Genomic DNA, 20209 nt, shown 5'->3' on the forward strand with positions numbered 1-20209 from the left:
TTCGAACTTTTTACCGATCCATTACCCCGCACCGCGGATGCGTCAATCAGGACGGCCGCATGGGCCGGCCCGCCACAGCTCCGTCAGCGGTCCGCCGCGGCCAAACACCGGGTCGCTCTGCGGGATCGGCACGAGCCGGATCTCCTCCAGGTCGCGTTGCCGCTCGTCCGGCTTGCCTGTCCTCATGTTGTAGTCCATGCCTCCGGGATACCCGCCCGCGATGAGGAAGTCCGCCGTCGCGGACAGGCGTCTGTGCCCGGTGCCGGCCGGCAGCACGAGCACGTCGCCCGCCCGCGCCTCGATGCTGCGTCCGCCGTCGCCGCCGAGCTGGAGACGGGCGCTGCCGCGCACGACGCCGAGCGCCTCGTGGGCATCGCTATGGTAATGGTGATAGGGGTAGACGCCGTTCTCCCAGGTGTTGCCCCAGCCGGCGGCCTCGAAAAGAGCCGTCATCCGAGCCGGCTCGTTGACCGCTCCCGGATAATAAAGCACCGGCAGGAACGGATGGTTGGGCATCGTTCCGTCGTCCTTGAACCGGAAAGTCTGCACGCCGCCGGGGGCGGCTTTGTCGCGTTTCGTCATCGTCTGCCGCCTCGCTTTTCGAATCGGTTGTCTCTTTAGATTACCCCTTCTCACCCTGTCCGCAACCCCGCCCGGAGCTTCGCTAGCTGCGGCGAGGCCCGATTGAGGGCGATCCGCGCGATTCAGGTCCCCCTGCCGGGAGGTAAGAGAAGGCAATACGACTATTCCAAGTGAAGCAGGCGAAAGGGAGGCGGCGGAAATGAAGGAGCGGGACGAAGGCGTGCAGGAGCAGACAGGAGGCTTGGCGCCGGCAGAGGCAGAGGCGGTCAGGGAAGAGGCGGCGGCCGCTTACGCGTCCTCCTTCGAGGCGGAGCCGGCCTCCATCGAGTCCGGAAAGGCGGACGGCGGGGCCTTTGCCGAAGGATACAGGCCGGTTGCCGTCCGAAGCAAGGGGGCTTCTCTGGGTCAGGAGCCGGATTCCGGTCCGTCATCCGTATCCAGAGAAGGCCGGATCGAAGCGCTGCTGCCGTCCGGCTCCGCCTGGGAGCGCGAGTGGCGGCGGGCGGCCGAGGCCCAGTACGACCAGCATATGGGCGAGATCGGCCGGGAGCTCGATCAGGATATTCTGATCGCCCTCGTCGGCGACGTCAACGCCGGCAAATCGTCGACGCTCAACCGCATCGTCGGCGAGCCGGTCGCCGGCGTCGGCGCGGAGCCGGGAGAGACGGCGGCGATCAAGCCGTATTTGTTCAAGGACCGGATCTTCTTCGTCGACACGCCGGGGCTGAACGACGTGCGGCTGGAGAACTCGCAGCTGACGATGGACTATTACCGCAAGGCGGACATCATCCTGTTCTTCCTCAATGCGGCCGGCACGGTGTACTCCGAGGCGGAGAAGCGCAGCTTCGAGGCGATCCGCGACGCCAACGCCAACATCGTCGTCGTGCTCAACAAGATCGACGCCGCCGACGAGGTGGAGCGGATCGTCGAGCGCGTCCGGGCGGAGACGGGCGGCCGCTTCGACATCGTGCCGGTCTCCTCGCGGACGGGAGAGAACATCGACCGGCTGCGGGCGACGATTTTGGAGCTGCTGCGAAAAAAGTCCAAGGATCTGCTTTTCGCCCGGAACCTCAAGGAAAAGTCGGCGACGGCCAATAAGTGGATCCTCGGAGCGGCCGCCTCCGCCGGAGCGATCGGCGCCGCGCCGATTCCCGGCGCGGACATCGTGCCGATCACGGCCGTGCAGATCGGCCTGCTGACGCGGCTCGCCGTGCTGTACGGACGGCCGATCAGCAAGGAGACGGCGCGCGAGCTCGTGCTGGCGACCGTCGTCGGCAACATCGGCAAGAGCGTGTTCCGGCAGGTGGTCAAGCTGTTCCCGGGCGCAGGCTCGATCGCCGGGGCGTCCGTCGCGGGAGCGATGACGCTCGCGCTCGGCTACGCGGTCAAGTATGCGTACGAGCATGACATGGAGATCAGCACGGCGACGGTGACGAAGCTGTACGGCATGTTCCGCAAGCAGCAGGGAGCGGCCGGGACGGCCGGGACCTGAGCCGGCCTGCGCCGCGGCGGGTTCAAAAGGCGGCGCGTCGGGGAAAGCTTGAAGCAGCGGAGGCGGAAAGGCGAAGGGAGGGGAAGGTCATGTCGAAGCCGAACGAGGAGAAGGACAAAGCGATCCGCGAGCAGGAGGAGCCCGAAGGCGGGCGCGAGGTGCCGGCGGAAATCGTCGAGCAGCAGGACGACCCGGAGCCGGAGGGCGGCAAGGCCAGCGGCCAGCCGGGACTGGGCGGATAGGAGCAGGCAAAAGAAAAGAGGCCGGGCGCGGCGCCGATGATCGGCATCGCGCCCGGCCTCTTTGCCCTGCGTTGGGGGGAGCCGACGCATCCGGCGGGCCAGGGGAGGGGCGGATGCGGGGCTTCAGCCGCCGAGCCGCTGTCCTTTGTGGCGGGAGGAGGAGTCGCCGCGCAGCAGGGAGACGAGCCGGGCGCGCTCCTTTTTGAGCTGCCAGGCGGCGTTCCACAGGCTGCTGCGGATGGAGCCGCTCTCCTCCTCGCGCAGCTGCAGGTAGATGCCCTCCATTTGACGGGAGATCTCCTCGAGATCCAGCTGCAGCTGGAGGCGCCGCTCCTCCTGCTCCTCGAGCTCGCGCAGGGCGTCGCCGTGGCGCAGCTCCTGAAGGATCGACTCCCGCCAAGCCTCGTCGCCGATCGAGGAAGCATAATTGAGCAGATCCAGCCAATCGTTCGTCCATCTGGCTTGCCTGGCGTTGCGGTCCATCCCTACCACTCCCGTCCTGTTTTTAATTCCTTATATACCCACTATTATACTAGGATATAAAAAACCTGCAATGCCTTCCGCTTTGAATCTTATTCGGAAGCGAAGGCTCGCATGACGGATGAACGGCTTTCAGACGCGAGCGCGTCTTGCCGCGGCGAGCGGACCCGCCGCTGCGCCGCCCGCAGCGGGCGATTACACCGCGCCGGCGGATACGACGCGGTTGCGGCCCTGCTCCTTGGCCTGGTAGAGCGCCTGATCGGCGCGCCGGTACATCTCCAGATAGTCCGGAATCCGTCCGGCAGGCGAGGCCGCGGCGCCGAAGCTCGCGCGGATGCCGATCTCGCGGCCGTCGGGCAGCGCGAGCCGCGCCTCCTCGGCGGCGGCTCGCAGCTGCTCGGCGAAGCGGATCGCTCCCTCCTCTTCCCAGCCCGGCAGCAGCAGGACGAATTCCTCGCCTCCGTAGCGGGCGAACAGCATCTCCGGCTCGAGCCGCTCCCGGACGATCGAGGCGGCGCCTTGCAGGGCGATGTCCCCGGCCTCGTGGCCGTACGTGTCATTGATGGACTTGAAGTGGTCGAGGTCGAACAGCAGCAGCGAGCAGGGCCGCTTGGCGCGGACGCAGCCGGCCAGCGCCTCGGCCGACTGGGAGAGGAAGGCGCCGCGGTTGAGGATGCCGGTCAGCGAGTCGAGCGAGGCCAGGCGGTGCAGCTCCTCCTGCAGCCGCCGGCGCTCGGTCGTGTCGCGCAGCACGAGCAGATGGCCGCCGATGCGTCCGGCTCCGCGCTGCACGGGAGCGGAGTACACTTCGAAGTGCAGCGCGGAGGCGCCTTCGCCGCGCGAGAACGGAATCGCTTCTCCGGCCGTCGCCAGCGCCGCATGGAACGCCGCGGACGCCTCCGCAGGCAGCTCCAGATCGTGGAGGCTGCGGCCGACGGCGGCCTTTTCCAGCTCGGGCAGATGCAGTCGGGCCGAACGGTTCGTATCGAGCAGCCGCCAATCGGCATCCATGACGAGCACGCCCTCGCCCATGCTCTCCATGACGCTGTCCCGCGCGAGCGGCACGATCGTGATGAGGTCCGCGCGCAGGAACGCCCAGGCGTACAAGGCGCTCGTCAGGCAGAGCACGATCGGCACGGGATCGACGCCATGCGGGCTCAAGCCGAGCAGATAAGCGAGGGAAGAGGCGACCGGCACGGCGATGCCGACGGCGACGGCCGCCAGCTGCGGCTTGAAGCCGCGGGAGGGCTGGGCGAGCCGGATCAGCACGAGCACGAGGCTGAGCATGAGCGTGCCCGACGTGAAGCTGCCATGCACGATGTACCATTGCCCCATGTCGAATTCGAGGCTGCGCACGCCCCCGACCTCCTCGAAGCGCATCGCCCGATAGAACAGGGAATGGTAGGAGCTCGTCGCGACGAGCAGAAAGCTGACGGCCGGGATGACGAACAGCAGCCGCTTGCCCCAGCGCGGCAGCAGGTCGGGCTTGCCGATCAGCTCCAGCGCCATCAGCAGCGTGAGCGGAGCGGCGAACGGCATGCCCGCGTATTGGACGGCGGTCCAGAACAGGACGCCGGAGAGCGTATCGGAAGCCTTTTCGAAGGCGGCGCCGAACGTGTAGAGGACGAAGGAGCCGCAGAGCAGCAAGTAGATTAGCCGCAGCGACACCATGCCGCGGATGAACAAGGCGTAGATCGCGATCAGGAGGTTGAGCACGCCGCTCAGCCCGGACAGCACGATATAGACGGCGGTGAACGCAGGCATCGCATGACATCCTTGTCGTAATTTGGTCGTATCTTCAGGGTAGCATAGCGAATCGGGATTAGAAATGGAAAGTTGCGGCGGTCTGTGTCGAGCGGTTGAACGGGCGCAGAACGCGAAAAGGCGTCCCCTGGGGGGGACGCCTTGAACAGGGATGGCGGCCGGGCTGGACCAGGGAGCGCCGGGAGTACCGGCAGTCTGGCGGTCAGCCCAGGCAGTTCGGCGGCCAGCCCCAGGAGGACCGGCACCGGCAGGCTGGCGGCCAGCCCCGCGAGCACCGGCAGTCCGGCGCTCCGGCCGCCGCCTACAGGCGCGGCACGGCCGCGTCCGGCTTCGCGAAGGCGAGCAGCGTCTCGTTGAACCTGGCCGGCTCGTCGAACAGCATCGCATGCCCGCTTTCCTCGAACCGATGCAGCTCGGCATGGGGCACGAGCTCATGCGCGCGCTCGGCCAGCTCCGGCGGACAGATCTTGTCCTTCATGCCCTGCAGCAGCGCGGTCGGCACGGTGATCGCCGGCAGATCCTGGCGCAGGTCCTCGTCGCGCAGCGATTCCATCGCCCGCACCGTGCCGTGCGCGGACGACTCGAGGCAGATCGAGCCCATCCACTGGGCGAACGGCGGCGAGGGCGTCTTGGCCGCGAACAGCTTGCCGAACGCCTCGACCATCGCCGGACGGTCCTTGTGCGCATCGTCGAGCATCTTGTCGACCTGCTGCGCGGGCGTGCCGTCCGCGAAGCCGCTCGTCTGCGTGAAGCGCGGCACGGCGGCGCCGGCGAGCATCAGGCGGGCGGCGCCATGCTCATGATGGCGGTGCATGTAGCGCGCGGCGATCGCGCCGCCCATCGAGAAGCCGACGAGCGTGAACCGCTCGAGGCCGAGCGCGTCGACGACCGCCCGCACGTCGTCGGCCATGCGGTCGTAGCCGTAGCCCTCCCACGGCGCGTCGGACTTGCCGAAGCCGCGGAAGTCGATGCCGACGAACCGCAGCCCGTGGCGCGGCAGCAGCATCGCCTGGTACTCGAACATGCGCGAGCTGGCCGGCCAGCCGTGCAGGAAGACGACCGGGTCCCCCTGTCCGACGTCCTCGACGTTCAGCTTGACGCCCGGCTCGACTTCAATCCTTTTTCCCATTGCTCTCATCCTCCTCGGTCGGGTCCGCTTCGATCCGCGGCCTTGTCCTCCCCTCTTACCCCTGTCCCCCTTCGTCGACGCGCCGGGAGCGGCATGCTACAATGAAAGGCAAACGAATGTTCGGAGGCTGCGGGATGGAAGAGCGGGAAAAGGAAGGAGGGGCGGAGCTGGCCGAGGGCCGGCTGCGCATCGCCGTGCGGGCGCTGGCGGAGTACGCCTGCCGCAGCGGCAGCATCGAGTACGGCTTCCGCAGCTCGGCCGCGCTCGCCGAAGGGACCCGCATCCACAAGGAGGTCCAGGCGGCGTACGGCGAGCAGGACGAGCGGGAGCTGTTCCTGCGGGAGGAGCTGGAGCATGCGGGCGTGTCCTGGACGGTCGAGGGGCGCTGCGACGGCCTGCTGCGGGAGGGCGGCACGGAGACGATCGACGAGATCAAGTCCGTCTCGCGGCCGCTGGCGGACATTCCGGGGGACGGCTGGCCGGTCCACTGGGCGCAGGCGACGGGCTATGCCGCGATCTATGCGGAGCGGGAGGACCGGGCGGAGATGCGCGTGCAGCTCACCTATGTGCAAAAGGACACCGGAGCCGCGGTCCGCTTCGCGCGCGTCTGCTCGCGCGCCGAGCTGCGGGCCTCGCTGCTCGGGCTGCTGGAGGCGTACGCGCCGTACGCCCGCATGCTGGCGGAGCACCGCCGGCGGCGGGACGCCAGCCTCGCGGCGCTGGACTTTCCGTTCGGCGCCTTCCGGCCGGGGCAGCGCAAGCTGTCCGCCGCCGTCTACCGCACGCTCGAGACGCGCGGCGGGCTGTTCGCCAAGGCGCCGACGGGCATCGGCAAGACGATGAGCGTGCTCTGGCCGGCGGTGCGGGCGCTCGGCGAGCCCGCGGACGGCGCGGGCGGGGGCAAAGGCGGCGGCGCGGGCGTCTCGCGCCTGTTCTACCTGACGGCGCGCACGACGACCCGCGCGGCCGCCGAGGACGCGCTGCGGCGCATGGAGGCGCAAGGGCTCGTGCTGCATGCGGTGACGCTCACCGCCAAGGAGAAGATCTGCCCGCAGGAGGAAGTGCGCTGCGACGGGGCGGAATGCCCTTTTGCGGACGGCTACTTCGACCGGATCAACGGCGCGGTGCTCGACCTGCTCGGCAGCGAGACGCTCGTCACGCGCGAGACGGTGGAGCGGTACGCGCTCAAGCATCGCGTCTGCCCGTTCGAGTTCTCGCTCGACGCCGCCTACGCGGCGGACGCGGTCATCGGCGACTACAACTACGTGTTCGATCCCAAAGTGTCGCTCAAGCGGCTGCTGGCGGAGCAGGCGCGCCGCAGCGCGCTGCTCGTCGACGAGGCGCATAACCTGCCGGACCGCGCCCGCTCGATGTACTCCGCCGCGCTGGAGAAGGATCCGTTCCTCGCGCTGCAGCGCGAGCTGAAGGCATCCGCGCCCGCACTCGCCGCCGCCGCGAAGGCCGTGAACGCCGCGTTCATCGCGCTGCGCAAGGAGATGGACGCCGGAGGCGGGGGCGCGGCAGGGCTGCGGCCGGCCGGCGGCGGCGCGTTCGCCGCGGACGAGGCGCCGGCGGAGCTGCTGGCCGCGGCGCGCGGCTTCCTCGAGGCGGCGGCCGAGACGCTGGCCGCCGGAGGAGCGCCGGCCGCCGGCGTGCCGAGCGGCGAAGCGCCGGCGGGCGCGGCGGAGCTGGCGGCGGGCGATGCCGGCCCGGCCGGGCGCTCCGGCGAGGCGACGCTCCGGCAGGAGGCGCGCGCGCCGGCGGATGGGCAGCAGCGGCTGCTCGACGCCTACTATGCGGCCAAGGCGTTCGTCGCGGCCGGCGAATGGTTCGACGAGCGGTTCGCGCTCGTCCTGGAGCGCCAGCGCGGCTCGTCGGTCAAGGCGACGCTCCAATGCCTCGACCCGTCCGCGCTGCTGCGCCAGACCGGCCGCCAATACGGCGGGCGGGTGTTCTTTTCGGCGACGCTGTCGCCGCTGCCTTTTTATATGGATCAGCTGGGCGCCGAGGAGGAGGACCGCTCGCTGACGCTGCCGTCGCCGTTCGATCCGGCGCAGCTGGAGGTGCGGGTGCTGCCGCTGTCGACGAGGTACGCCGACCGCGCGCATACGCTGCAGCCGCTCGCCCGCGCCCTCGCGGACGCCGCGCTGGAGAAGGGCGGGCATTGGCTGGCCTTCTTCCCGTCCTATGCGTACATGAATGCGGCCTACGGGCAGCTGCTCGCGGAGCTCGGCAGAGAGCAGGGGCAGGCGGACGCGCGGCCGGAGTCCGGTCCGCCGGACGAGCCTGGCCGTCGGGACTGGAGCGGCGGAGCCCCGTCGGCTGCGCCGGACGGGCCAGGCCGCCGTGAACGGGACGGCGCAGCCCTGCCGGCCGCGGCGGCCGGCGCAGGCGGCGCCGACGAGCCGGATGCTCCCGGCGGGGAGCGGGCGTTTCCGCTGCCGGACGGCCGGGAGCTGCGGCTGCAGCTCCAGCGGCCGTCGATGACGGACGAGGACCGGGACCGGTTCCTGGCCGCCTATGCCGAGCCTCCGGGCGAGGACGGGCCGATCCGGCTCGGCTTCGCCGTCATGGGCGGCATCTTCTCCGAGGGCGTCGATCTGGCGGGCGACCGGCTGACCGGCGTCGCCGTCATCGGCGTCGGCCTGCCCCAGCTCGGGCCGGAGCGCGACCTGCTGGCCGCCTACGAGCAGCGCCAGGGCCGCAGCGGCTTCGACTACGCCTACGTCTATCCCGGCATCGGCAAGGTGCTGCAGGCCGGCGGGCGCCTCATCCGCAGCGAGTCGGACCGCGGCACGCTGCTGCTCGTCGACGACCGCTACGCCCAGCCCCGCTATCGGCGGCTGCTGCCGGAAGAGTGGCTGGCGGCGGAGCCGCGTTGACTGTCCCTCCATAGCCTCGGTCCGCTTCGGCGGACGGGGGCTTTTGCTTTTGGGCCCGATTGCCGAATGCCGCCATGCTCGCCAGCCTCCTCCGCCTATCCAGAGCGACGATGTGCGAGGACGGGTCCCCGTTCTGTCCGTACGGCTCGGCCGCATAGAAATAAAGGACAAGACCATGACGAAGAATGATTGAAAAATTATACCGATGGGTTAATATTAGTAGACGGGCTCTGTCCCTTTCCAGGCCTTGAGCCGGGCTCGGCCAACGAAACGAAGGAAGCAGGTGGGGGAAGTGGGGAAACGAATCAAGGTGGCTGTCGTCGGCGCCGGTCCGGGAGGCTTGGCCGCCGCGATGCTGCTGGCGGCTCGCGGCCACGAAGTGACGCTGCTGGAGAAGCAGGCCTACGTCGGCGGGCGGACCTCGGCGCTTCGCATCGGCGCTTACACATTCGACCGAGGACCGACGTTCCTGATGATGCTGCCGGTGCTGGAGGAGCTGTTCGAGCGGGCCGGCCGCGACGTGAGGGACTACCTGGAGCTGAAGCGGGTCGATCCGCTCTATACGCTGAAGTTCGGCGAGATCGAATTCTCTCCCGGAGGCAGCCACGAGGAGACGGCCCGCCGGGTGGAGGAGCTTTTCCCGGGCAACGGCGAGCGCTATCTCCGCTTCATGAGCCGGGAGCGGGACAAGCTGAGCCGCGTGCTGCCGCTGCTGAAGCGGCCGTTCGGCTCGGCCCGCAGCTATTTCGCGTCCGACGTGCTGCGGGCTCTGCCCAAGCTGGATGCCGCGGACACCGTACATAAGCGGCTCTCGCGCTATTTCACCGACGAGCGGCTGCGCTGGGCATTTTCGTTCCAGTCCAAATACCTCGGCATGTCGCCGTGGGAATGCCCCGGCACGTTCACGATGCTGAGCTTCCTCGAGCATGAATACGGCCTCTACCATCCGATCGGCGGACTGAACCGCATCAGCGAGGCGATGGCGGACGTCGCCCGCGAGCACGGCGCCGCCATCCGCGTCGGCGAGGGCGCGCGCCGCGTGCTGACGGACGGCAGGCGCGCCGTCGGCGTCGAGCTGGAGAGCGGGGAGCGGCTGGACGTCGACGCGGTCGTCATCGGCGCGGACTTCGGCCATGCGATGACGACTTTATTCGAGCCCGGCACACTGAAGTCCTACACGCCCGCCAGGCTGGAGAAAAAAAAGCTGTCCTTATCCACCTTCATGCTCTACCTCGGCATCGGGGCGGAGCTGCCGGCGCTGCCTCATCACAAGATCGTCTTTGCGTCCGACTACCGGCGCAACGTCGACGACATGACGAAACGGATGACGCTGTCGGACGATCCCTCCCTCTACATCCATCATCCGTCGCGGCTCGACCCGACGCTGGCTCCTCCGGGAAAGTCGGCGCTCTACCTGCTGATGCCCGTCCCCAACAACCGCTCCGGGCTCGACTGGCGCGAGGAGGCGCCGCGGGTGCGCGCCGCGATGCTGGAGCGGCTGGCGGCGGAATGCGGCCTCCCCGGCGCGGCCGCCGTCGAGGCGCTCATCGAGGAGGAGCGGATGTATACGCCGGAGGACTGGGAAAAGCAGTCGTACGTCTATCGAGGCGCGACGTTCAACCTCGCGCACAGCCTGGACCAGATGATGCATCTGCGGCCCCGCAACCGCTTCGAGGAGCTGGAGGGCTGCTATCTCGTCGGCGGAGGGACGCATCCCGGCAGCGGGCTGCCGACGATCATCCAGTCGGCGATCATCAGCGCGCAGCTGCTGGAGGAGGAGCAGCGGGAGCGGTCCGGGCGAAGCGGCGGAGCCGGACGCGGCCGCTGGAGCGGCTGGAGGCCAGGACGACGCGGCGGAGCGGCTGGAGCCGCCGGTCCCCCGGCAGCGGGCGGCTCGGAGACTCGCGGAGCGCGCGGTGCTGCTGCCGCTCCGCCGGAGGTCCGCTCATGAAGGCCGCGATCATCGGCGCCGGCGTAGGCGGCCTCGTGACGGCGCTGCTGCTGCGGCGGCAAGGGCTGGAGGTGGACGTTTACGAGAAGGAGGCCCGCGTCGGAGGGCGGCTCGGCTACGAGGAGGACGGCACCGGCCGGTTCCGCATCGACCAGGGGCCGACGATCGTGCTGCTGCCGGACCTGCTCCGCGACATTCTGGCGGAGGCCGGCGTGCCTCCGGAGGACATCGAGCTGGAGCGCATCGACCCGCTGTACGACTTCTACTACCCGGACGGCTCGCGCTGGACGAAGTGGCAGGACGCCGGGCAGCAGGAGCGCGTGCTGGAGGCGGCCTATCCCGGAGGGGCGGAGGATTTCCGGCGGTACATGCGGGACATGGAGGGGCTGTTCGACTACGGCTTCGAGGCGTTCCTCTCGCGTACGTTCCCCGGAGCGCGCTCGTTCCTGACGCCGGCCAACCTGCGCTTCCTCTATCGCTCGCGCGCCTGGCGCGGGATGCATCCTTGGACGTCGGCCTATTTCCGCGACGAGCGCATCCGCGAGGCCTACTCGCTGCAGTCGCTCTACATCGGCGGCTCGCCGCTGCAGGCGCCGGCGCTGTACGGGCTCATCCCCTACAGCGAGCACAAGCACGGCATCTGGTATGTCCGGGGCGGATACGGCCGGCTGGCCGAGGCGCTGGAGCGGGCCTGCCGCCGCTCCGGCGTGCAGATCCGCCTGTCGACGCCGGTGGAGCGCGTGCGGGTGCGGGACGGGCGCTGCGAGGGACTGTCCGCCGGCGGCGAGGAGCAGGCGTACGACGCCGTCGTCTACAACGGCGACTACCCCGCCCTGGCGGGACTGCTGGACGGCTGGCGCAGCCGGCCGAAGCGCTGGATTCCTTCCTCCGGCTGCCTGCTCGTCTATCTCGGGCTCGAACGGCGCTGGGAGGAGGCGGGAGTCCATCAGTTCTTCCTGTCGGACCGGCATCTCGACCATATGAAGGATGTGTTCGGCCGCGGACGCATCAGCCGGACGCCTTCCTTCTACGCGTTCAACCCGGTCGCGGCGGATGACGGAGCGGCTCGTCCGGGAGAAAGCGTGCTCTATTTCCTCATCCCGGTGCCCGCGGACGAGCGGCTGGACTGGGACGGGGCGGGAGCGGAGCTGGTCGACCGCGTGCTGGAGCGCGCCGAGGCGCTGCGCTTTCCCGGGCTCCGGGAGGCGATCCGCTGGCGGAGCGTACGCACGCCGCGGGACGCCGCCCGGTCCGGCCTGTACCGCGGCGGCAGCTTCGGCATCGCGCCGGTGCTGAGCCAGTCCGGCGGCTTCCGGCCGCAGGTGAAGCCGCTCCCGGTCGAGCGGCTGTACGCGGTCGGAGCGTCGGTCCATCCGGGAGGAGGCATTCCGATCGTCATGCAGGGAGCCCGCCTGCTCGGGCGAATCATCGCAAAGGAGTTGGGGACATGAACAACGGCACGACAGGACTGGATGCCGCGCTCGCCGCGGAGTGCGAGGCGGTCATGAAGCGAAGCTCGGCCAGCTTTTACGAGGCGTTCCGGCTGCTGTCCTCCCCTCGTCGGGAGGCGGTATTCGTGCTTTACGCCTTTTGCCGGATGATCGACGACAGCGTGGACGAGCCCGATACGAGCCCGTACACGCTGGATGAGCTGGAGGAGCGCTTCGAGCGGCTGGAAAGCGCGGAGGGGCACTTCATCTGGCCGGCGCTGCGCTGGCTGCTGGCGAGCTTCCCGATCGGCAAGGAGCCGTTCCGCACGCAGATGGGCGGACAGAGGATGGATCAGGTCCGCACGCATTACCGCAGCATGGAGGAGCTGGAGGATTACTGCTACCGCGTCGCGGGCTCGGTCGGCGAGATGCTGCTGCCGGTGCTGCATGAGCGGCCGGGAGCGGCGATCACCGAGGCGGGCGTGTGGCTGGGCAAAGGCATGCAGATCGTCAACATCATGCGCGATGTCGGCGAGGACCAGCGGCTCGGCCGGCGCTACGTGCCGCTCGAGCTGATGGAGCGCTGCGGCTACAGCGAGGAGCAGTTCGAGCGGGGCGTCGTCAACGAGGCGTTCCTCCGCGTGCTGGAGGAGCTCGCCTCCGTCGCCGCGGAATGGTTCCGCCGAGGACTGGAAGGCATCCACACGTATCCGGCGGACAGCGCCTTCTCGATCCGCCTGGCGGCAGCCTATTACGGCGAGATCGTGGAGGCGGTGCGGGCGATCGGCGGAGAGGTGTTCACGCGGCGGGCCTATGTCGATGACGAGGGGCGGAAGCGGCTGCTGCGCGCGGTGCTGCAGGGCATGGCGGCGGCCGAGACGGCGCGCGGCGGCGAGCGGAGCCCCGAGATCGAGGCCGGTCGAGGCGTCGGCGGCCTGGACGGGGACGAGGCCGAGCCGTCCCGGGTGGCGCTGTGAGCCGCAGCGGCGAGGCGGGGCAGGATCAGGCCGAAGCGGCTTCCTCGCCGCCGGGCGCAGCATCCCCGCTGCGGCTCGCCGAGCTCCCGCCGCCGGTCGCCCCGGCCGCTGCGCGGCGGCCCGGTCCGCCGCTGCTCGCCCGCATCGGCCTCGGCGGCTTGCCGCTGACCGCGTTTTTCCTCGTCTGGTATGCGGTCGGCTTCGTGCTGCAGGTGTTCGCGGAGGTGCCGCCCGCGCTGTCGTTCGCGAGCGGCGTCTTCCTCGTCCTGTACGCGCTCAGCGGGCTCGAGCTGCTCGCGGTCCGTACCGGCTGGCGGCGCCTGGCGGTCCCGGCGCTGCTCATCGCCGCCGGCACGTTCGCCGTCGAGTGGGTCGGCACGCATACGGGCTTCCCGTTCGGCGAGTATGTCTATACGGACGAGCTCGGCCGCATGCTGTCCGGCGTGCCGTGGACGATGGGGCTGGCCTGGATCGGCGTCATCGCGGGAGGCGCGCTGCTGTCCGGGCGGACGAGCCGGACGCGGCGGGCGCTGGAGACGGGCCTGTGGGTCGTGCTGCTCGACCTCGTGCTCGATCCGGTCGCCGAGGCGCGCGGCTTCTGGGACTGGGCCGGCGGAGGCTTCTATTACGGCATCCCGACCGCCAACTTCGTCAGCTGGTTCATCGTCGGCGCGCTGCTCAGCCTGCTGCTGCCGTCCGTCTCCTGCGGCGCGCGCGAGCGGCGGCTGGCGCTGCGGCTGTACCAGCTCATGCTGCTGCTGTTCGGCCTGCTGGCGCTGCGCGCCGGACTGACCGCCGCGTTTGTCCTCTCCCTCTTTTGGATCGCGCTCGCCGAAGGGAGGGTCCGCCTTGATTCCCGCCGCCAAGAGCGTTCCGTTTAGACGGCTGTTCGCGCTCTACCAGAGCCTCTATCTGTTCCCCCGGCATCTGCACGGCGTCTATCTGTGGGGCGAGCTGGAGCCGGAGGCGGGCGCGGCCGCTGGCGCGGGTGGCGTCGGCAAGCTGCCGGTCGTGTATGCCGCCAACCATGTGTCCTGGTGGGACGGGCTTGTCCTGTTCCAGCTGACGGAGCGGCTGACGCAGTCGGATCCGTACATCCTGATGGATGAAAAAGGCTTGAGAGAATACCCGTTCTTCCGCCGCCTAGGGGCGTTCTCGGTGAACCGGGACCAGCCCCGCGACACGCTCGCCTCGCTCGCCTACGCGGAGACCAAGCTGCGCGCCGGGCATCCGCTGTGGATCTTCCCGCAGGGCGCGATCACGCCGCCGGATCGGCCGATCGAGGCGCTCGGCGGCATCGGGCATCTGCTGCGGCGGCTCGGCCCGGCCGAGCTGCGTCCGGTGACGCTGCATTATGCGCTCGGCGACCACCAGAAGCCGGCGGCGACCGTCATGGCCGGCGAGCCGATCCGGCGCGATTGGTCCGAGCTGAGCCGGGACGAGGCGGCGGCGCTCGTCGCCGGGCTGCTGCAGCGCCAGCTGGAGGTCCATCGCCGGGAGCTGACGGATCGGCCGCTTCCGGACGGAGGGCGCTTCCGGCTCGCGCTGCGGGGAGGGCGCTCCACCTCGGACCGCTATCGCGGGTGGAAGGAGGGATGGCGCGGATGGAAGCCGTTTTCGCGCTCGTAGCCGCAGCGCTTTTGCTGCAGCTCGTTTTCATTGTATGGAACACTCGGTATTACCGACCGCTTGGCGACAGGGGGAAGCGGGCATTGCCCGCACCCGGAACGGCAGAGAGGAAGGCGGAGGCAGAGAAGGATTCTCTTCCAAACGCGCTCCATCTCTTTGAATCGCGGGATTTTAATCGAAGTAATCCTGAGAATGACATTGTATTACCAAGTGATATTTCCGTTCTCATCCCTGCCCGCAACGAGGAGCGGAACCTGCCGCGCTGCCTGGAAAGCCTGCTCGCGCAGCGCGGCCGGCCGCGGGAAATTCTCGTCCTCGACGACCGTTCGGACGATGACACGGCGGACATCGCCCGGCGATTCGCCCGGCTGCCGGACTCGCGTATCCGGCTGCTGGACGGCCGCGAGCTGCCGGAAGGCTGGCTCGGCAAGTCTCATGCCTGCGCCCAGCTGGCGGCGGAGGCGTCGGGCAGATGGCTGCTGTTCCTCGATGCCGATGTCGCGCTCGAGCCGGAGGCGCTGGAGGCGGCGGCCCGCGAGGCTTCCGCGCAGCGGAGCGGACTCGTCAGCGGCTTCCCCCGGCAGGAGACCGGCACCTGGATGGAAAAGCTCGTCGTGCCGATGATGCTGTTCACGATCCTCTGCCATCTGCCGCTGCGGCTCGTGAGCCGCTCGCGCGATCCGCGCTTCGCGGCGGCGAACGGCGCGTTCATCCTGATCGCCGCCGACAGCTACCGGCGAATCGGCGGACATGCCGCGGTCCGCTCGTCGCTGCTCGACGACATGGAGCTGATCCGGCTCGCCAAGCGCGGCGGGGAGCCGGCGCGGCTCGCCCGCATCGACGCGCTCGCCTCCAGCCGCATGTACCGCGGCGCCGCCGAGGTGTGGACCGGCTACCGCAAAAACCTGTTCCCCGGCCTCGGCCGCAGCCTGCCGCTGCTGCTGGCGGTGAGCGCGGCTTATGCGGCGCTCTACCTGCTGCCTGCGGCGGGGCTGCTGGCGGGGCTCGCGGCGTGGGCGGCCTCAGGCCAGCCCCAGGCGTGGCTGCCGGCGGCCGCCGCGGCATGGGCGCTCGGCGCGCTCGTCAAGCTCGCGGTCGACATCCGCGGAGCGGTGCCGGCCGCGTACTGCCTGCTGCTGCCGGCGAGCATCGCGCTCGTGCTGCTGATCGGGGCGGACTCGGCCCGCTGCCATTACCGCAAGCGGGGCTACGAATGGAAAGGAAGGCGATACGCATGAACGACGGGTCCAGACTCGGCCGCGGCCCTGAGCCGCCGCCCGCGCGCGCCGCAGCCGCGAGCTCCGGCCGGACCGGACGCCGCATCGCCGTCGTCGGAGGCGGGCTCGGCGGCCTGTCCTGCGCGATCCATCTGGCGGCCCGGGGCTGCCGGGTGACGCTGCTGGAGAAGGAGCCGGAGCTCGGCGGCAAGCTGCAGCGCGTCGAGGCGGACGGCTACCGCTTCGACAACGGGCCGAGCACGCTGACGATGCAGCCCGTATTCGACGCCGTATTCGCCGCCGCGGGGCGGAAGCGCGAGGACTACGTGCGCTTCCGGCCGCTCGATCCGATCGCGCGCAGCCGCTTCGCGGACGGGTCGGTCGTCGACCTGACCGCCGACGCGGAGCGGATGGAGGCGCAGATCGCCGCCTACAGCCCCGAGGATGCGCGGAGCTACCGCGCCTACATGCGGGAGAGCGCGCGGCTGCATGCGCTCGCCGAGCGGGAGTTTCTGAGCGGGCTCATCCTCGGCTGGAAGGACCGGCTGCGTCCGTCGCTGCTCGCCGGCTTCGCCCGCATCCGGCCGCTCGCCTCGATGGACCGCGTGCTGCGGAGCTATTTCCGCCATCCGAACACGCTGGCGATGTTCGGCCGCTATGCGACCTATGTCGGCTCGGCTCCGCGGCAGACGCCGGCCGTCTTCAACATGATGGCGCATATCGAGGCCGGAGACGGCGGCGGCAGCGGCGTATTCGCCGCGGACGGCGGCAGCTACGCGATCGTGGAGGCGTACGCGCGGCTCGCCCGCGAGCTCGGCGTGGACATCCGCACGCGGGCCGAGGTCCGGCGCATCGCCGTCCTGCACGGCCGCGCGGCCGGCGTCGAGACGGACGGCGGCTTCGTCCGGGCCGACGCCGTCGTCCTGAACGCCGATCCGCTCGAGGCGCTGCGCCGGCTCGTGCCGGAGCTCGATCGCCCGTCGACGCCCGATCGGCGGCTCGACCGGCTGGAGCCTTCGGTAGCGGGCTTCGTGCTGCTGCTCGGACTGCGCGGGGAGCTGGGCGGCCTGCTGCATCACAATGTCTTTTTCCCGGACGACTACGAGGCGGAGTTCGACGACCTGTTCGGACGGCGGGAGCTGCCGGCCGATCCGGCCATTTATGTGTGCCGGTCGGGCGGCGGGGCGGCGGCGGGAGCGGTCGGCGGCAGCGGGCGGACGAGCTTGTTCGCCCTCGTCAACGCGCCGGCCCAGCGGGACGGGCTGGACTACGAGGCGCTCAAGGACGCCTATGCCGAGCGCATCCTCGGCCTGCTCGAGGCCCGCGGCCTGAGCGGCATCGCGGAGCGGACGGACCCGCAGGCGGGCGGCCTGCGCCGCGTGCTGACGCCGGACGATCTGGCCCGGCGGACGGGCGCCTGGCGCGGAGCGATCTACGGCATGTCGTCGAACCGGCCGAGCCAGGCGTTCTTCCGTTTTCCGAGCCGGGACCGCGACATCCGCGGCCTCTGGTATGCGGGCGGCTCCGCCCATCCCGGCGGCGGCACGCCGATCGTCACGATCTGCGGGCGGCTCGTCGCGGAGCGGCTGCTGGAGGAGCTGGGCGATTAGCGCGAATTCCAATATGCGGGTGAAACTTTTTTCCAGATTGAGCCGTATCCATCTCCAGCATCATTCCCCGGCCGGCAGTCCTGAAGCGGACCCGTGGGCGAGCGGAATGAGCAACTATCGGTCAGGGAGCGTGGGCGGCATGTCCTTCTTCAAAAACATGATGGCTTCGATGGGAATCGGAGCGGCCAAGGTCGAGACGGTGCTGGAGGTGCCGTACAGCGGCGTCCGTCCCGGAGACGAGATCTCCGGGCGGATCCTCGTCGAGGGCGGAGCGGTTCCGCAGCAGATCAACGGCATTGAGCTCGTGCTCATGACGAGCTATATCAAGGAAGTGAACGACAGCAAGGTCAGAGAGAACGTCGCGCTGGCCCGCCTGCCGCTGCGCGAGTCGTTCCAGATCGGCGCCGGCAGCCGCGAGGAATTCGACTTCCGCTGGGTGCTGCCGCAGCATACGCCGATCACGGCCGGCGGCACGCAGGTGTGGATCAAGACGTCGCTCGACATCGCGAGCGCCCTCGATGCGGCGGACAACGACTACATCAAGGTGCTGCCGCATCCGCTCGTCGCCAGCGTGCTGGAGGCCGTCGAGCGCCTTGGCTTCCGCACCCGCGAGGTGGAGTGCAAGCATGTCGGGCATTCGCGCTACGGAGTGCCGGTGCTGCAGGAATTCGAGTTCGTGCCGCGCACGCGCGAGTTCGGCCGGCTCGACGAGCTGGAGATGGTGTTCCTCCCGTCCCCGGGCTACGTAGACGTGATGATGGAGGTCGACCGCCGGGGCGGCGCCTTCTCCGAATGGCTCGGCACCGACGAGACGCGCGCTTCGTTCCGCCTGCACGAGGCGGATGTGCGGCGCGGCCCCGATGCGCTGGCGCGGGAGCTCGGCGCCCGCATCCGCAGCTATATGTAGCGACGGCAAAAAGCCTCCTTTCCGACCTTCGGCCGGAAAGGAGGCTTTTTTCATGCGATGCGGGCTCCGCTCAGGCGGACGCCCGCTCGCTCGCTCGCAATCAGCGCTGGCGCGTCAGCTCGGCATAGCGCGCGTGGATCGCGCGCGCGACCGGCCCCGGCGAGCCGGGGCCGATCGGACCGCGCCCATGGACGCCGGCGATCGGTACGAGCTCGATGCCGCTGCTCGTCAGGAACGCCTCGTCGGCGGCCAGCAGCTCCTCCGGCCCGAACGCTTCCTCGATGAACGGGATGCCCTGCTCCTCGGCGATGCGGCGCACGGCGATGCGGGCGATGCCGCCGAGAATATGGTTGGTCGCCGGATGCGTGCGGATCGCGCCGTCCCGGACGAGATAGGCGTTGGAGCTCGAGCCCTCGGTCACGAGGCCGTCCCGCACGAGCACCGCCTCGAAGCAGCCCGCCTCCACGGCGGCCTGCTTGGCGAGGATATTCGGCAGCAGGTTGAGCGACTTGATGTGGCAGTTCAGCCAGCGCTCGTCCGGATGGAGCAGCACCTGCACGCCTTGCTCGCGGACGCCGGGGGCGAGCTCGCGCCACGGCTTGATCGTCATCGTCAGCGAGGACGGCACCGACGGAAAGGCGTGGTTGCGCGGCGCGACGCCCCGCGTCACCTGCAGGTAGATGTCGCCGCTGGCGAGGCCGCTGCGCGTGACGAGCTCGTCCATGATCGCGCGCAGCTCGCCGCGGTCCGGCGCGATGTCGATGCGGATCAGGTCGGCGCTGCGGTACAGCCGGTCGAGATGCTCCTCCAGCATGAACGGATGGCCCTCGTACACGCGGAAAAATTCATAGACGCCGTCGCCGAACTGATGGCCGCGCTCCTCGATCGGCAGCACCAGCTCCTCCAGCGACACGAAGCGTCCGTTGATATAGCCGAGACTTGTCATGCTTGCTTCCTCCTTCGGATGAATGCGTTCTTCCTGCGGCACGCCTATGGGCCCGGAGCCGTCCGCCAGCCGGACGAGCGGCCAGCGCTCCAGCCAGCCCTTGGCCGCCGCCCGCCGCGCGAACAGCGACGGATCGCGCTGCAGCGGGCTCGGGCGCAGCTTCATGGCGAACAGGTCGCTCAGCCCGTGCGGGGCGAGCGCCTCGACCTGATCGTCCGACGAGAGCCGCAGGGCGACGGCGGTGGCGGTCTCGGGCCAGCGGCTCATCGCGTCCGCCACGCCGGCGAACGGCTCGTCCCCGTTGATCGGGTGCATGCGCGCCTGGTTTTTGACCGACCAGCGCAGGCCGGGCCTGGCCGCGGCGAGCGCCTGCTCCCACGGCTTTTCGGCAGCCTCGTCGGGGCAGGCGGGATCAAAGTAGACGACATCGGCGTCGTCCAGGGGCGTGCGCTCGGCGCGTCCGTGCAGACGGTCCCAGACGAGGTTGCGGACATAGCCGGCGGCGAGCCAGGCCCCGGGCGGACCGTGCTCGCGGACCTGCCGCAGATCGGCGAGCAGCTCCGGCTCCGAGGCCGCGAAGTCCAGCAGGCGGCGCAGCAGGGCGGCCTCGGCGTCGCGGCCGGGCGCGTTTCGTTCGGATTCACAGGCATCGGATCGGTTCGTCAGAGATCGGCCTCCTCCCGCATCGGAATCGTGATCAGCATTCAGCATACTGCGGACAGAGGGGCGTGCACAACCTCGCGCTCACGATTCGAAGCGGGCTTCGCGATTCGACTCGCTCACCTCGTAGAGCAGCAGAATCTTCAGACTGTAGAGCAGGCGGGATTTCAAGCGACGAGTCTCCTTTCCGAATCGCGACAGCGAATGATCCCTATCATACCAGCGCTGGGCATGAATGGAAACCGGATCGTTCCATCGCAACCTTCGCTCGATCCGGCTCGTCCTAAGGGCAGCATCGGCCCGCGCAAGAG

16 protein-coding genes are annotated in these 20209 nt (G+C 69.6%); 11 read left to right on the forward strand and 5 right to left on the reverse strand.

Features of this window, described 5'->3' with window-relative positions:
• Positions 1–42: 42 nt before the first annotated feature.
• A complete protein-coding gene (locus tag H582_RS0112915) occupies positions 43–582 on the reverse strand; it encodes a cupin domain-containing protein (RefSeq protein ID WP_043111304.1) in 540 nt (179 codons plus the stop codon).
• 199 nt (positions 583–781) lie between these two features.
• Here H582_RS0112915 and H582_RS0112920 point away from each other — a divergent pair, with 199 nt between their 5' ends.
• Positions 782–2074 carry a GTPase gene (locus tag H582_RS0112920; RefSeq protein ID WP_084137212.1) on the forward strand — a complete coding sequence of 431 codons (1293 nt, stop codon included), beginning with the start codon at positions 782–784 and terminating at the stop codon, positions 2072–2074.
• 89 nt (positions 2075–2163) lie between these two features.
• Positions 2164–2316: a hypothetical protein gene (locus H582_RS31910; RefSeq protein ID WP_153784515.1), complete on the forward strand. Its 153-nt coding sequence runs from the start codon at positions 2164–2166 to the stop codon at positions 2314–2316.
• 123 nt (positions 2317–2439) lie between these two features.
• Here H582_RS31910 and H582_RS27405 read toward each other — a convergent pair whose 3' ends face one another.
• The 3 genes from H582_RS27405 to H582_RS0112940 form a co-directional block, all read right to left on the reverse strand.
• Positions 2440–2799 (reverse strand): hypothetical protein, encoded by a 360-nt coding sequence (locus H582_RS27405; protein WP_052333216.1) that lies wholly within the window; start codon positions 2797–2799, stop codon positions 2440–2442.
• Positions 2800–2991: 192 nt separating this feature from the next.
• Complete coding sequence (locus tag H582_RS30105; protein WP_028598859.1) at positions 2992–4560, reverse strand: histidine kinase N-terminal 7TM domain-containing diguanylate cyclase; 1569 nt, start codon at positions 4558–4560, stop codon at positions 2992–2994.
• A gap of 301 nt (positions 4561–4861) precedes the next feature.
• Positions 4862–5689 carry an alpha/beta fold hydrolase gene (locus tag H582_RS0112940; RefSeq protein ID WP_028598860.1) on the reverse strand — a complete coding sequence of 276 codons (828 nt, stop codon included), beginning with the start codon at positions 5687–5689 and terminating at the stop codon, positions 4862–4864.
• 134 nt (positions 5690–5823) lie between these two features.
• On the opposite strand from H582_RS0112940, the gene H582_RS27415 reads away from it, so the two are divergent.
• From H582_RS27415 to H582_RS0112985, 9 genes are all read left to right on the forward strand, one after another.
• Positions 5824–8571 carry a helicase C-terminal domain-containing protein gene (locus H582_RS27415; protein ID WP_156876710.1) on the forward strand — a complete coding sequence of 916 codons (2748 nt, stop codon included), beginning with the start codon at positions 5824–5826 and terminating at the stop codon, positions 8569–8571.
• Between the two features lie 292 nt (positions 8572–8863).
• Positions 8864–10522: a phytoene desaturase family protein gene (locus H582_RS27420; RefSeq protein ID WP_174817710.1), complete on the forward strand. Its 1659-nt coding sequence runs from the start codon at positions 8864–8866 to the stop codon at positions 10520–10522.
• Positions 10519–11973 (forward strand): phytoene desaturase family protein, encoded by a 1455-nt coding sequence (locus tag H582_RS0112955; protein ID WP_028598861.1) that lies wholly within the window; start codon positions 10519–10521, stop codon positions 11971–11973. Before H582_RS27420 ends, H582_RS0112955 begins: the two co-directional genes overlap by 4 nt.
• Positions 11970–12929 (forward strand): phytoene/squalene synthase family protein, encoded by a 960-nt coding sequence (locus H582_RS27425; protein ID WP_084137216.1) that lies wholly within the window; start codon positions 11970–11972, stop codon positions 12927–12929. The genes H582_RS0112955 and H582_RS27425 overlap by 4 nt, the downstream gene beginning before the upstream one ends.
• The gene (locus tag H582_RS0112965) at positions 12926–13810 is read left to right on the forward strand and encodes a carotenoid biosynthesis protein (protein WP_240479018.1); all 885 of its coding nucleotides are present in this window, start codon (positions 12926–12928) and stop codon (positions 13808–13810) included. The genes H582_RS27425 and H582_RS0112965 overlap by 4 nt, the downstream gene beginning before the upstream one ends.
• The gene (locus H582_RS27430) at positions 13779–14558 is read left to right on the forward strand and encodes a lysophospholipid acyltransferase family protein (RefSeq protein WP_052333218.1); all 780 of its coding nucleotides are present in this window, start codon (positions 13779–13781) and stop codon (positions 14556–14558) included. The genes H582_RS0112965 and H582_RS27430 overlap by 32 nt, the downstream gene beginning before the upstream one ends.
• An 83-nt stretch (positions 14559–14641) precedes the next feature.
• Positions 14642–15796 (forward strand): glycosyltransferase family 2 protein, encoded by a 1155-nt coding sequence (locus H582_RS0112975; protein ID WP_164820192.1) that lies wholly within the window; start codon positions 14642–14644, stop codon positions 15794–15796.
• A complete protein-coding gene (locus tag H582_RS0112980) occupies positions 15793–17385 on the forward strand; it encodes a phytoene desaturase family protein (RefSeq protein WP_052333219.1) in 1593 nt (530 codons plus the stop codon). Before H582_RS0112975 ends, H582_RS0112980 begins: the two co-directional genes overlap by 4 nt.
• A gap of 139 nt (positions 17386–17524) precedes the next feature.
• Entirely contained in the window at positions 17525–18292 is a 768-nt protein-coding gene (locus tag H582_RS0112985; protein WP_028598865.1) for a sporulation protein, read from the forward strand.
• 100 nt (positions 18293–18392) lie between these two features.
• On the opposite strand, the gene dat is transcribed toward H582_RS0112985, so the two are convergent.
• A complete protein-coding gene (gene dat / locus H582_RS32595) occupies positions 18393–19949 on the reverse strand; it encodes a D-amino-acid transaminase (protein WP_084137220.1) in 1557 nt (518 codons plus the stop codon).
• Positions 19950–20209 lie beyond the last annotated feature (260 nt).

The sequence above is a fragment of the Paenibacillus pasadenensis DSM 19293 genome (assembly GCF_000422485.1).
GTDB classification, from domain to species: domain Bacteria; phylum Bacillota; class Bacilli; order Paenibacillales; family Paenibacillaceae; genus Paenibacillus_O; species Paenibacillus_O pasadenensis.

Coding starts and splice junctions, on each gene's coding strand:
- H582_RS0112915 (WP_043111304.1), bottom strand. CDS start 582: ATGACGAAACGCGACAAAGCCGCCCCCGGCGGCGTGCAGACTTTCCGG.
- H582_RS0112920 (WP_084137212.1), top strand. CDS start 782: ATGAAGGAGCGGGACGAAGGCGTGCAGGAGCAGACAGGAGGCTTGGCG.
- H582_RS31910 (WP_153784515.1), top strand. CDS start 2,164: ATGTCGAAGCCGAACGAGGAGAAGGACAAAGCGATCCGCGAGCAGGAG.
- H582_RS27405 (WP_052333216.1), bottom strand. CDS start 2,799: ATGGACCGCAACGCCAGGCAAGCCAGATGGACGAACGATTGGCTGGAT.
- H582_RS30105 (WP_028598859.1), bottom strand. CDS start 4,560: ATGCCTGCGTTCACCGCCGTCTATATCGTGCTGTCCGGGCTGAGCGGC.
- H582_RS0112940 (WP_028598860.1), bottom strand. CDS start 5,689: ATGGGAAAAAGGATTGAAGTCGAGCCGGGCGTCAAGCTGAACGTCGAG.
- H582_RS27415 (WP_156876710.1), top strand. CDS start 5,824: ATGGAAGAGCGGGAAAAGGAAGGAGGGGCGGAGCTGGCCGAGGGCCGG.
- H582_RS0112955 (WP_028598861.1), top strand. CDS start 10,519: ATGAAGGCCGCGATCATCGGCGCCGGCGTAGGCGGCCTCGTGACGGCG.
- H582_RS27425 (WP_084137216.1), top strand. CDS start 11,970: ATGAACAACGGCACGACAGGACTGGATGCCGCGCTCGCCGCGGAGTGC.
- H582_RS0112980 (WP_052333219.1), top strand. CDS start 15,793: ATGAACGACGGGTCCAGACTCGGCCGCGGCCCTGAGCCGCCGCCCGCG.
- H582_RS0112985 (WP_028598865.1), top strand. CDS start 17,525: ATGTCCTTCTTCAAAAACATGATGGCTTCGATGGGAATCGGAGCGGCC.
- dat (WP_084137220.1), bottom strand. CDS start 19,949: ATGCTGAATGCTGATCACGATTCCGATGCGGGAGGAGGCCGATCTCTG.